This window comes from Neoroseomonas rubea (genome assembly GCF_016106015.1).
Lineage (GTDB): Bacteria > Pseudomonadota > Alphaproteobacteria > Acetobacterales > Acetobacteraceae > Neoroseomonas > Neoroseomonas rubea.
This window is the reverse complement of the sequence record NZ_JACADQ010000109.1, coordinates 1-11578: the sequence shown is the minus strand read 5'-3', so window position 1 is coordinate 11578 and position 11578 is coordinate 1. Positions and strand designations below refer to the sequence as shown.

Here is an 11578-nt window from a genome sequence, read left to right as displayed (position 1 = left end):
ATTTTCGGCACCGGCGGGCGCATGGCGCAAGGGGGCGGGGCGCGAGGGTGGTCCCGGCCGGCCCTTCGGATGCATCCATCCTGGGCCGGCCGGGCCGGATCTGCCCGCGCGGCGCGCAGCCGCGCGGACGCCCGCGGTCAGCCCGCGGCGCGGTACTGTTCGAGCAGCCGGCGCCCGTCCTCGCCGGCGCGCTGCACCCATTCATCGGCCATGGTGCGGCCGACGCGGGCGAGATCGTCGAGCAGCTGCTGGGCGGGCGGGCCCACCTGCATGCCGCGCTGGGCGAGCGTCGCCTCCGTCTCCCGCGTCGCCTGTTCGGCGAGTTCGTAGCCGCGCGTCTCCGCGCGCGCGGCGGCCGCGCGGACCGCCTGCTGGAGGTCGGCCGGCAGCGCTTCGAGCGCGCGGCGGGAGACGAAGACGGCGTTCTTCGTCATCGAGAAGCCGAGCGGCGTGAAGACGCGGGCGTAGTCCCAGGCCTGGGTGTCGACGCCCGTGGCGGCGGAGGTGATCTGCGCCTGCACCACGCCCGTGGCGAAGGCCTGCGCCAGTTCGGCCGCCTGCACCAGCGTCGGCTGCGCGCCGATCAGCTGCGCGAAGCGGTTCGTCATGGGGGAGAAGGTGCGGAAGCGCTGGCCGCGCAGCTGCTCGAGGCTGGTGACCGGCTGCTGGGCATAAAGGCCCGCGGGCGGCCAGGGGACCATGTAGAGCAGGCTCAGCCCCTGCCGGGCGAAGCGCGTCTCGATGAAGGGCTTCTGCAGGTCCGACAGGCGCTTGGCCTGCTGGAAGTTGGTGACGAGCTGCGGCAGCGCGTCCGCGTCGAAGAGCGGATCCTCGTTGGCGTAGGCGGTCAGCAGGATCTCGCCCAGCTGCACCTGGCCGGTCTGCACGCCGCGCTTGATCTCGGGCATGCGCAGCAGCGCGCCGTTCGAATGGACCTGGATGGCGAGGCGCCCGCCCGAGGCCTGCTCGATCTCCTGGACGAAGCCGCGGATGTTGCGGGTGTGGAAATTGCCGTCGGCGTAGGGCGTCGCCATCTGCCAGCGCGTCTGGGCGCGGGCGGCGGGGGCGAGGGCGGCGGCGCCGGCGGCGCCGAGCAGGGCGCGGCGTGGAAGGGTCATGGGTAGCGTCATCCTCCTATGCGGCCGCGGTGCGATCGCGGCCTTGGGGCGGAGGATACTCCCTGGACGCGGCGGGCGGCAAAGCCGCCCGCGCGCCGCGGATCAGGCCGGGTAGGCGGCCGGGTCCACGCCCGCTTCCGTCAGGAAGTGGCGGATCGCGACGACCTCGTCCTTCGACAGGCTGTGATGCGAATCGTGGAAGGCGTGCGACTGGCCGTTCAGCTTCACGGCGACGCGGCCGGAGCCGTTGTGGCTGACCTCGGCGCCGAGTTCCTCGAACACCGCGTGCACGGCCTTGGGGTCGATGTTGGCGCTGACCGGGTGGGCGAACAGCGCGTGGAGCACCTTGCGGTGGCGATGGTTCATGGCGGGCCTTTCTGCCGTGGGTCTGTGGCCGCCATTCTCCGCCGCTTGCGCGCGGGCGCCTTGCGCGGGATCAAGGATTGGCGTCACTGGGAGCGCGCGACCGCGCCCAGGCCGTCAGTCGCGCGGGGTGCGCCCGTACACGGCGCGAAGGCAAGGCGGCCGGACGGCCGCCGTCTGGGGGAGAGGGAAACGGATCGCGGCCCTGCTGCGATCCGCGAGCGCGAAGCGCGACCGCGCCCAGACCGTCAGTCGCGCCGGGTGCGCCCGTACACGGCGCGAAGGCAAGGCGGCCGGACGGTCGCCGTCTGAGGGACAGGGAAACGGATCGCGGCCCTGCTGCGATCCGCGAGCGCGAAGCGCGACCGCGCCCAGACCGTCAGTCGCGCCGGGTGCGCCCGTACACGGCGCGAAGGCAAGGCGGCCGTACGGCCGCCGCCCGCCGCCTGAGGGCCAAACCAAGACTCGTCGAAGAGCAAACCTCCGGGTGCGCTAGGCGCGCCCGTAGGTGTCCTCGAAGCGCACGATGTCGTCCTCGCCGAGATAGGATCCCGACTGCACCTCGATCAGCACCAGCGGGATCATCCCCGGATTCTCCATCCGGTGGACGCAGCCGAGCGGCAGATAGACGCTCTCATTCTCCCGCAGAAGGATCTCCTCCGCGTCGCGGCGGACAATGGCGGTGCCGGAGACGACGACCCAGTGTTCCGCCCGGTGGAAATGCTTCTGCAGCGAGAGCTTCGCGCCGGGCCGCACCTGGATCTTCTTCACCTGGAAGCGCTCGCCCAGGATCAGCCCTTCGTAGTGGCCCCAGGGGCGATAGGCGCGGCGATGCTCGGTCGCCTCCTTCCGCCCCTTGGCCTTCAGCGCGTCGACCAGCTTCTTCACGTCCTGCGCGCGGTCGCGGTGCATCGCCAGCACGGCGTCGTCGGTGACGACGACGACCGCGTCCTCGAGCCCCACCACGCCCGTCAGGATGCCCTCGCTGCGCACCAGGCAGTTCCGCGCATCGACGAGCTCGACCGGCCCGGTGGTCGCGTTGCCGGCGCCGTCCTTGCCGCTGATCTCCCACATCGCGGCCCAGGATCCGATGTCGGACCAGCCGATGGAGGCCGGCACGACGGCGGCATGCTGCGTGCGCTCCATCACCGCGTAGTCGATGCTGATGGACGCCGCGGCCGCGAAGGCCTCGGCGTCCAGCCGCACGAAGTCCATGTCGCGCTTCGCGCCATCCACGGCGCGGCGCACGGTGGCGAGCAGCGTCGGCTCGTGCCGTTCCAGCTCCGCCAGCAGCGTCGCGGCGGTGGCGACGAACATGCCCGAGTTCCAAAGATGCCGGCCGCCGGCCACGAACTCCGCCGCGCGCGCCGCGTCCGGCTTCTCGACGAAGCGGGCGATCGCCTGCACGCCGGGCAGGCCGGGCAGCTCCGCGCCGGCCTCGATGTAGCCGTAGCCGGTCTCGGGCGCGGTCGGGCGCATGCCGAAGGTCACGATGCGCCCGGCGGCCGCGGCGGGCGTGGCGGCGGCAAGCGCGCGGTGCAGCGCCGGCAGGTCGGAGATCGCCGAATCGGCCGCCATGATCCACAGGATGGTCGAAGGCCCGGCTTCCTCGGCCAGCAGGGCGGCCGCCGCGATCGCCGGGGCGCTGTTCCGCCCGGCCGGTTCCAGCACGATGCGCGCGCCGCGGCCGCGGACCTGCTCGGCGACGAGGAAGCGATGCGCCTCGTTGCACACGACCATGGGCGGCAGGAAGCCCGGCCCTTCGGCCCGCGCGGCGGTCTCGGCCAGCATCGGCCGGTCGCTGGCGAGCGGCCAGAACTGCTTCGGATAGCCCTCCCGCGACAGGGGCCAGAGCCGGGTGCCGGTGCCGCCGGACAGGATGACGGGCAGGATCTGCGGTGCGGTCTCGCTCATGGGGCCGTGCGTCTTGGGTTGATGCGGCGCGTTCATGCAACGCAAAGGCGGCGAAGGGAAGGCGGCTGGCGTCCCCGCGCGGCCGACCTAGGATCAAGACCTCGCGCAACGGGTTGGGGGACAGGCATGGCGTTGGACGATGCGGGCGGCCCGGAGGTGCCCGAGGGCTTCCTGCCGCGACGGGCGGGCGGGCCCTTCCTGGAGCCGATCGGGCCGTTGTGGCGCCGGGCCGAGGAGGGCGGCGCGCGCTTCGGCATCCGGATCGAGACGCGCCACTGCAACAACCAGCGCGTCGCCCATGGCGGGATGCTCGCCACCTTCGCCGACATCGCGCTGGGCATCGGGGGCGCGGAGCAGGCGGGCACGGCGGGGCACTTCATCACCATCAGCCTGGTGACGGACTACCTCGCCCCCGCGCCGCTCGGCGCCTGGCTGGAATGCCGCCCGGCGCTGCTGCGCCGGACCTCGCGGCTGATGTTCGTCGAGGGGCGCTTCGAGGCAGACGGCGTGCCCGTGCTGCGCGCGAGCGGCGTGTTCAACCTGCCGAAAGCCCCCGCCTGAAACGCAGGAAGGCGGGCCCCGCGGGACCCGCCTTCCATCGCATCCGGCCGGGGCCGGTGGCGGTCAGCCGCCTTCGGCCAGCGCCGAGTCCTTGCCCTTGCGGACATTGGGCAGGAGCATCGCGACCAGGGCGATAAAGGCGATCGCGAGCATGGTCGCGCTGATCGGCCGCTCGAGGAACACCATCGGGTCGCCGCGCGAGAGCAGCATGGCGCGGCGCAGATGCTCCTCCATCATCGGGCCGAGCACGAAGCCGATCAGCATCGGCGCCGCTTCCAGCCGCAGCTTGGAGCAGAGGTAGCCGAAGATGCCGAAGACCACCGTCTGGTACACGTCGAACACGTTGTTCTGCAGCGAGTAAACGCCGATCGCGCAGAAGATCATGATGGACGGGTACATGTGGCGGTAGGGCACCGCGAGCAGCTTCACCCACACGCCGATCATCGGCAGGTTGATGACCAGCAGCATCAGGTTGCCGACCCACATGGAGGCGATCAGGCCCCAGAAGAGGTCAGGCTGGGCCTCGACCATGCGCGGGCCCGGCTGGATGCCCTGGATGATCAGCGCGCCCACCATCAGCGCCATCACGGCGTTGGCCGGGATGCCGAGCGTGAGCAGCGGGATGAAGGAGGTCTGCGACGCCGCGTTGTTCGCCGCCTCCGGACCCGCCACGCCCTCGATGGCGCCGGTGCCGAATTCATGCCGGCCCTTCGAGACCTTCCGCTCCATCATGTAGGAGCCGAAGGAGGCGAGTGCCGCGCCGCCGCCCGGCAGGATGCCGAGCAGGGAGCCCACGGTCGTGCCGCGCAGCACGGCGGGGATCGATCGACGGAACTCCTCCCGCGTCATCATCAGCGAGCCGACCTTGCCCGACATGACCGACCGCGCTTCCGGCCGCTCAAGGTTGAGGATGATCTCGGCGATGCCGAACATGCCCATGGCGATCGAGACGAAGCCGACGCCGTCGGACAGTTCCGGGATGCCGAAGGTGAAGCGCTGCTGGCCGGTCTGCACGTCCGTGCCGACCATGCCGAGCGAGACGCCGAACACCACCATGCCGATCGACTTCACCACCGAGCCCTGCGCGAGCACGGCGGAGATGATCAGGCCGAGGAACATCAGCGAGAAGTAGTCCGCCGGGCCGAAGGACAGCGCCACCTGCGTCAGCAGCGGGCCCGAGGCGGCGACGAGGATGGTCGCGACCGACCCCGCGAAGAACGACCCGAGCGCCGCGATCGACAGCGCCGCGCCCGCGCGCCCGCGCCGGGCCATCTTGTAGCCTTCGAGCGTGGTGACGACCGAACTGACCTCGCCCGGCAGGTTCAGCAGGATGGCCGTGGTCGAGCCGCCGTACTGCGCGCCGTAGTAGATGCCGGCGAGCATGATGATCGCCGTCGTCGCCGGCTGGCCGAAGGTGATCGGCAGCAGCAGCGAGATGGTCGCCACCGGCCCGATGCCCGGCAGCACGCCGATCGCCGTGCCGATGACGCAGCCGATGAGGCAGAAGAGAAGGTTGTTGAGGGTGAGCGCGACGCCGAAGCCGTGCCCGAGATTTGCGAGAAGATCCATGTCAGCCGGTCCCCTTGTTCAGAACTGCGGCCAGACCGGCACGCGGATGTCGAGCTCGTAGATGAACACTGCGTAGCAGAGCACGCAGAGGAACAGCACGAGGCCGGCGACGCCCTTGGGCGTGTGCGTCTCGTCAGCGAAGGCGGACAGGATGACGCAGATCGCGATCGTCGCCATCAGGCCGGCCGGTTCCAGCAGCAGGCCGAACAGCGCGAAGGCGGCGCTGATGAGAAAGAGCGGTCGCCACGATTTCACCACGGCGACCACCATGCAGCCGACGAACATCCCGAGGCCGAGCGAGTTCCACCCTGCCGACGGCCAGCCGCCGACCTTGGAGGCGACGAGACCCGCGGCGGTTCCCGCCGCGGCGCCGGCGAGCAGGAAGCCGATCTCCGGCCCCGTCCACCTCGCGATCGGGTCCGGCCCGTTGAACAGGCCGATGATGAGGACGATGACGCCGAGCGCGAGCAGGATCGCGAAGCCGAGGAACGGCATGTAGCCGGGACCCATCCTTCGCGCGGTGCCCATCGTATGGTCCGTGTTGAGCCACAGGCCGATCACCGCGCACCCGATCAGGATCGCGGCGGAGATCAGGTCTTTCGTGTTCAGCTTCATGCCTGTCCGTCCACCCCAGAAGTCGTGAAGATCGCCATCGTCAATCCGCCGTGGCGCCGGAAGCCTGCACCAGTGGCGCCCAGGTGGCCACTTCGCTGCGGATGAATTCGGTGTAGGCTGCGGGCGTCATGGTGCCCGGCGTGCCGCCGAGTTCGGCGAAGCGCGCGCGGACCGCGGGGGTCGAGATGAACGCCATCGTCTCGCGGTGCAGCCGCTCGACGATCGGTGCCGGGATGCCGGCGGGACCGGACAGGCCGAACCAGGAATCGCTCGCCAGGTCGAAGCCCTGTTCGCGGAAGGTCGGAACGTCGGGGAAGGAGGGATGCCGCTCGGCCGAGGCCATCGCCACCGGCACCACGGAACCCTGGCGGATATGCGAGCTCGCCGAGGGCAGGCTGTCCGACATCATCGGGACCTGGCCGGCGATCACCGCCTGCATGGCCGGGCCCGCGCCGCGGAAGGGGATGTGGTTCAGTTCCTTGCCGACCAGCTGGCCCATCCGCACCACCATCAGGTGGTTCGAGGAACCGGCGCCGGAGGTCGCGACATCGAGCCCGCTCGCGCTGCGCGCCCGCGCCGCGGCGTCGGCCAGCGTGCGGATGCCCGAATCACGGTTGGCGACCCAGACCGTCGGGTTGGTGATGACGAGCGCGATGTGGGTGAAGTCGGTGACCGCGTCGTAGCGGATGCGCCCGCGATAGACGGACGGGCTGATGCCGTGGCTCGCGATGTTCGACATCACGAGCGTCGTGCCGTCGGGTGCCGCGCGCGCGGCCATCTCGCTGCCGACCGTCGCCCCCGCGCCGGCGCGGTTCTCGACCACCACCGACACGCCGAGGCGTTCCTGCAGCCCCGCCGCCACCAGCCGCGCGACGATGTCGGTCGTGCCGCCGGGCGCGAAGGGAACGATCAGACGGATCGGCTGGGACGGCCAAGCCTGCGCGGACGCACGCGTCGCGCCGCCGAAAGCGGGCACGGAACAGGCCAAGAGGGCCCGACGGCCAACTGCCCAGGACATTATGCCTCCCCAAAAGTAACCCCCTCGCCCTATGGCACGCGTCCAGTGGCGCCGCAAGCGCCGCGCCTTGCCAGCGGCCCCCATGCACCCGATGCTCCGCGCGCCTTCCTCCGCGTCGGGACAAAACGCATGCTTCCGAACGATCCAGCCGGTGCGATCCGCGCGGCCTCCGAGGCCGCCGCGCCGCGCCTCGTCGCCCTTCGCCGCGACATCCACCGCGTCCCCGAACTCGCCTTCCAGGAGACACGCACCGCGGGCATCGTCGCGGCCGAACTCGCGCGGCTGGGCATACCGCACCGCACCGGCATCGGCCGCACCGGCGTGCTCGGGGAAATCAAGGGCGGGCGCCCGGGACCCACGCTCGCCATCCGCGCCGACATGGACGCGCTGCCGATCCATGAAGAGACAGGGATCGACTTCGCGTCGTCCGTCGACGGGCAGATGCATGCCTGCGGCCACGACATCCACACCGCGACGCTGCTCGGCGTGGCCGAGGTGCTGCTGAAGATGGCGCCGCAGATGGCCGGCACCGTGCGCCTGGTGTTCCAGCCGGCGGAGGAAGTGCTGGAAGGGGCGGCGGCCATGATCGCCGACGGCGCGGCGGATGGCGTGGACATGGCCCTCGGCTTCCACAACCATCCGGACATGCCGGTCGGCAGCTTCGGCTATGTGCGCGGCGCCTGCCTCGCGGCGTCGGACCGCTTCGACCTGGTGGTGCAGGGCAAGTCCGGCCACGCCGCGCACCCCTATGCCGCGGTCGACCCCATCGTCGCCGCCGCGCATTTCATCGCCCAGGCGCAGACGGTGGTGAGCCGGGAGATCAGGCCGCTGCACCCGGCCGTCGTGACCGTCGGCATGGTGCAGGGCGGGACGACCTACAACATCATCCCCGAGCGGGTGCAGCTGAAGGGCACCGTCCGCACGCTGCATGCCGATGCACGCGATACCGCGGAAGCCGCGCTGAAGCGCCTCGCCGACGGGCTGCAGACGACGATGCGCGTGCGCTGCGAGATGACCTATGTCCGCAAGGTGCCGCCGCTGGTCAACGATGACCGCGTGCTCGACCCCGCCATCGCGGCCGTCGCGGCGCAGCTGGGCGTGACGCCGGAGGCAGGGGAGCCGTCCATGGGCGCCGAGGATTTCTCCGAATTCGCCGCCCGCGCGCCGGCCTTCCAGCTGCGCATCGGGTCGGGCGCGCCGGGGCGCGACGACCGGCTGCACAATGCCTTCTACCAGCCGGACGAACGCTGCATCGAACTGGGGGTGCAGGCGCTGTCGCGCGCCGCGCTGGAACTGCTGCGCTGACGAAGCGCGGGGGGAGAAGGGAACTTCTCCCCCCGACCCCCCTCAACCTTCTTTGCGACCTTGGGGTTCAGTTCCCAACGGACAAAGAAGGGAGGGGGCCCGGGGGAGGTTCTCCTCCCCCCCACTTCACGTAAGGGACCCTCGCCAATGACCCACCGCATCGCCGAACTCACCGCCCCCGAGGTCGCATCGCGGCTGGCCGCGGGCGCCGTCGCCATCCTGCCCATGGGCAGCCTGGAAACCCACGGCCCGGCCCTGCCCATGGGCGACTACCTGGTGGCGGAGGAGATCGCGCTGCGCATCGCCGCCGGTGCGCTGGTGGCGGGTGCGGATGCGCTCGTCGCCCCGCCCATCCCCTTCGGCGGTGAGGACTTCTTCGCCGGCGTCGCGGGCGGCGTCACGCTGTCCATCCCGACGCTGACGGCGGTGATCGAGGAGACGGCGGAAGCCTTCCTGCGCATCGGCTGCCGCCGCATCCTCATCGTCAACGGCCATGCCGGCACCATCGCCCCGGCCGAGGCCGCGGCGCGCGCCATCCGGCACCGCCATGGCGCCATCATCCCCTCCCTGCATCTGTGGCGGGAGGCGGGGCGGCTGCATGCGGAACTCGGCGGCGGGCCGGAGAGCTTCGGCCATGGCGGCGACCCGGTCGCCTCGGTGACGATGCATCTGCGCCCGGACCTCTGCCGGCCCGAAGCGGCGCGCGTGCGTGGCGCGACCGGCCCCTATCTGGGCACGCCGCCGACGGGCTTCGGCGCCGTCCGCAGCCACGGCGTCGACTTCGCCGTGCCGATGTGGGTGGAGGAAGTCGCCCCCGGCGGCGTCGCGGCGCCCGACCCGCGGGGTGCCAATGCGGTGCATGGCGCGGCGCTCGCCGAGCGCCTGATCGCCGCCGGTGCGGCCATGTGCGTGCAACTGCGGGACCACGCGCCGTGACCCGCATCTGCGTCTTCGGCGCCGGGGCGATCGGCAGCCACCTCGCCACGCGCCTTGCCCTGGGCGGGGCGGATGTCGCCATCGTCGCGCGTGGCGCGCATCTCGATGCGGTGCGCGCCAAGGGCATCACGCTGCGCGCGCATGATGGCGTGAAGACCGTGCGCGTGCAGGCGGAAGCGGATGCGCGCGCGGTGGGCCCGGTGGACGCGGTGCTGATCACGACGAAGGTGCCCGCGCTGCCCGCGGCGGCGGAGGCGATCGCGCCGCTGCTGGGCCCGCACACGCCCGTCGCCTTCGTCACCAACGGCATTCCCTGGTGGTACTTCCTGCGCCATGGCGGGGCGATGGAAGGGCGGCGGCTGCCCTTGCTCGACCCTGGCGGCGTGATCGAGCGCAACATCGGCATCGAGCGCACGCTCGGCGGCGTCATCTATTCGGCGAGCGCGATCGTCGAGCCTGGCACCGTCTCCTCGGAACACGCAGACCTGCGGCTGTTCCTGGGCGAGCCCGACGGCAGCCTTAGCGACCGCGCGCGCATGATCGCGGCACCCATGGACGCGGGCGGCATGCCCACGCCGGTTGTCGCAGACATACGCCACCGCGTCTGGGGCAAGCTGATGGGCAACCTCACCAGCGGGCCGCTCTGCATCCTCTCCCGCAGCGACATGATGACGACCTTCTCGGACCCGGCGATCTTCGCCGCCGGCGTGCGGATCGCCGAGGAAGGGGCGGCGCTCGCGCTCGCCTATGGGCATGACCTCGCGACCTCGGCCGAGCAGCGCATCCGGCGGTCGGGGATGATCGCGCACAAGCCGTCCATCCTGCAGGACCTCGAGCTGGGCCGTGCGATGGAGATCGACGCGCTGTTCACCGTGCCGCTCGAGATGGCGCGGGAGGCGGGGGTGGCGATGCCGACCTTCGAATTGTGCGCGCGGCTGGCGACGCGGGCCGCGGCCGCGGCGGGGTTGTATGGCGGGGGAGGGTGAACCTTCCCCGGACCCCCTCCCTTCTCTGTCCGTTGGGAACTGACTGCCAAGGTTGCAAAGAAGGTTGAGGGGGGTGCGGGGGGAGAAGTTCCCTTCTCCCTCCGCCGCGTCACGCGCTCTCCGGCAGCAACCCCGTCCGGATCACATGCGCCCAGGCCGGGTTCGCACCCACCTCATCCGCCCGCCGCGCCGCGCGGTCCCAGTCGTAGCCGATCGCGATCATCTCGACGGCAACCTCCGTGCCCAGCGTCACCATCGCGTAGCGCGCATGCGGCGTGCCCGCTTCCTGCCGGTGCATCGGCTCGCGGGAGATGCGGAAGCCCGGCAGGCCGAGGCTGCCCGGGTTCACCACCAGCGGCCCGTCTGGCACCTGCACCATCCCCGTCCGGTGCGAGTGCCCGCAGACCACCACGCGCGCCGACATCCCGCGCGCGCCGAGCCTTTCGCGCAGCACCGCCATGGGGGCGGGGCGCAGCCGTTCCGCGACGACTTCCTCGATCAGGTTCTGCACGTCGGATTCGGGCGTGCCGTGCACGGCGAGGAACCCCGGCGCGGGCTCGAGCGTCGGGGGCAGTTCCATCAGCCAGTCGCGCTGGTCGGCGGACAGATCCTCGTAGGCGATGCGGTCCTGCATGCCGAGCTTCTCGCCCGCATGCTCGCTGATCCAGCGGTCGTGGTTGCCGCGGATGCAGGGGATGCCGGTCGACTGGAGCAGCTCGACGGTCGCGCGCGGCCAGCCGGCGCCGGAGGCGATGTCACCCAGGCAGATGGTGGCGTCCGCCCCGCGTCGCGCGATGTCGCCGAGGGCGGCTTCGAGTGCGGCGACGTTGCCGTGGATGTCCGTGATGACCGCGATGCGCATGCCGTGTCCCTTGCGTGCCGGCGCATCCTTCCCGCTTCCGGCCCGCGCGTCACCCCCGCGGCAGGGCGGCCTGCCCCAGAACCCAGCCTTCCCAGGTCCGGATGGCGGCGTCCTCCGGCACGAAGTCCGGCCGCGCGCCGTCCAGCACGCCGATCAGCCCGGCCAGGCCGATGACGCTGTCGAAGCGGTCCTCGCCGGCCGCGTCGGCGCCGAAGCCGTCCGCGATCATGGCGGAGAGTGCCGCGTCGGGCGCGACGCGCCGGGCGGCCAGCGCCGCGCGCAGCGCCTCCGCGATGCCCGCCTGGTTGATCCGAAGAGCACATGTCTAATC

At 71.6% G+C, this 11578-nt stretch carries 12 protein-coding genes; 4 read left to right on the top strand and 8 right to left on the bottom strand.

Annotated elements, in window-relative coordinates; translation table 11 throughout:
• Positions 1-137 precede the first annotated feature (137 nt).
• The 3 genes from HW577_RS12425 to HW577_RS12415 form a co-directional block, all read right to left on the bottom strand.
• Positions 138-1118, bottom strand: a complete 981-nt coding sequence (locus tag HW577_RS12425; protein WP_198376451.1) for a TRAP transporter substrate-binding protein — start codon at positions 1116-1118, stop codon at positions 138-140.
• Between the two features lie 102 nt (positions 1119-1220).
• Positions 1221-1484: a hypothetical protein gene (locus HW577_RS12420; protein WP_198376450.1), complete on the bottom strand. Its 264-nt coding sequence runs from the start codon at positions 1482-1484 to the stop codon at positions 1221-1223.
• Positions 1485-1973: 489 nt separating this feature from the next.
• Positions 1974-3395, bottom strand: coding sequence for a mannose-1-phosphate guanylyltransferase/mannose-6-phosphate isomerase (locus HW577_RS12415; RefSeq protein WP_198376449.1), 1422 nt, complete (start codon positions 3393-3395; stop codon positions 1974-1976).
• Between the two features lie 126 nt (positions 3396-3521).
• Between HW577_RS12415 and HW577_RS12410 the strand changes: the two genes are divergently transcribed.
• On the top strand, positions 3522-3956 hold the full coding sequence (locus HW577_RS12410) for a PaaI family thioesterase (RefSeq protein ID WP_198376448.1): 435 nt from the start codon (positions 3522-3524) through the stop codon (positions 3954-3956).
• A gap of 63 nt (positions 3957-4019) precedes the next feature.
• Here the strand turns inward: HW577_RS12410 and HW577_RS12405 are convergent, their stop codons facing one another.
• The 3 genes from HW577_RS12405 to HW577_RS12395 are packed head-to-tail and all read right to left on the bottom strand — an operon-like array spanning position 4020 to position 7116.
• Positions 4020-5525, bottom strand: coding sequence for a tripartite tricarboxylate transporter permease (locus tag HW577_RS12405; RefSeq protein ID WP_198376447.1), 1506 nt, complete (start codon positions 5523-5525; stop codon positions 4020-4022).
• An 18-nt stretch (positions 5526-5543) separates the two neighbouring features.
• Complete coding sequence (locus HW577_RS12400) at positions 5544-6140, bottom strand: hypothetical protein (RefSeq protein WP_198376446.1); 597 nt, start codon at positions 6138-6140, stop codon at positions 5544-5546.
• A gap of 40 nt (positions 6141-6180) precedes the next feature.
• Positions 6181-7116, bottom strand: coding sequence for a Bug family tripartite tricarboxylate transporter substrate binding protein (locus HW577_RS12395; RefSeq protein ID WP_198376445.1), 936 nt, complete (start codon positions 7114-7116; stop codon positions 6181-6183).
• A 171-nt stretch (positions 7117-7287) separates the two neighbouring features.
• On the opposite strand from HW577_RS12395, the gene HW577_RS12390 reads away from it, so the two are divergent.
• The 3 genes from HW577_RS12390 (at position 7288) to HW577_RS12380 (ending at position 10385) form a co-directional block, all read left to right on the top strand.
• Positions 7288-8463 carry a M20 metallopeptidase family protein gene (locus HW577_RS12390; RefSeq protein ID WP_198376444.1) on the top strand — a complete coding sequence of 392 codons (1176 nt, stop codon included), beginning with the start codon at positions 7288-7290 and terminating at the stop codon, positions 8461-8463.
• A gap of 147 nt (positions 8464-8610) precedes the next feature.
• Positions 8611-9399, top strand: a complete 789-nt coding sequence (locus HW577_RS12385) for a creatininase family protein (protein WP_198376443.1) — start codon at positions 8611-8613, stop codon at positions 9397-9399.
• Positions 9396-10385: a ketopantoate reductase family protein gene (locus HW577_RS12380; protein ID WP_198376442.1), complete on the top strand. Its 990-nt coding sequence runs from the start codon at positions 9396-9398 to the stop codon at positions 10383-10385. The genes HW577_RS12385 and HW577_RS12380 overlap by 4 nt, the downstream gene beginning before the upstream one ends.
• A 109-nt stretch (positions 10386-10494) precedes the next feature.
• Here the strand turns inward: HW577_RS12380 and HW577_RS12375 are convergent, their stop codons facing one another.
• Both HW577_RS12375 and HW577_RS12370 read right to left on the bottom strand, forming a co-directional pair.
• Positions 10495-11247 (bottom strand): metallophosphoesterase family protein, encoded by a 753-nt coding sequence (locus HW577_RS12375; protein WP_198376441.1) that lies wholly within the window; start codon positions 11245-11247, stop codon positions 10495-10497.
• A gap of 49 nt (positions 11248-11296) precedes the next feature.
• Positions 11297-11476 (bottom strand): hypothetical protein, encoded by a 180-nt coding sequence (locus tag HW577_RS12370; RefSeq protein WP_198376440.1) that lies wholly within the window; start codon positions 11474-11476, stop codon positions 11297-11299.
• Positions 11477-11578: the final 102 nt, after the last annotated feature.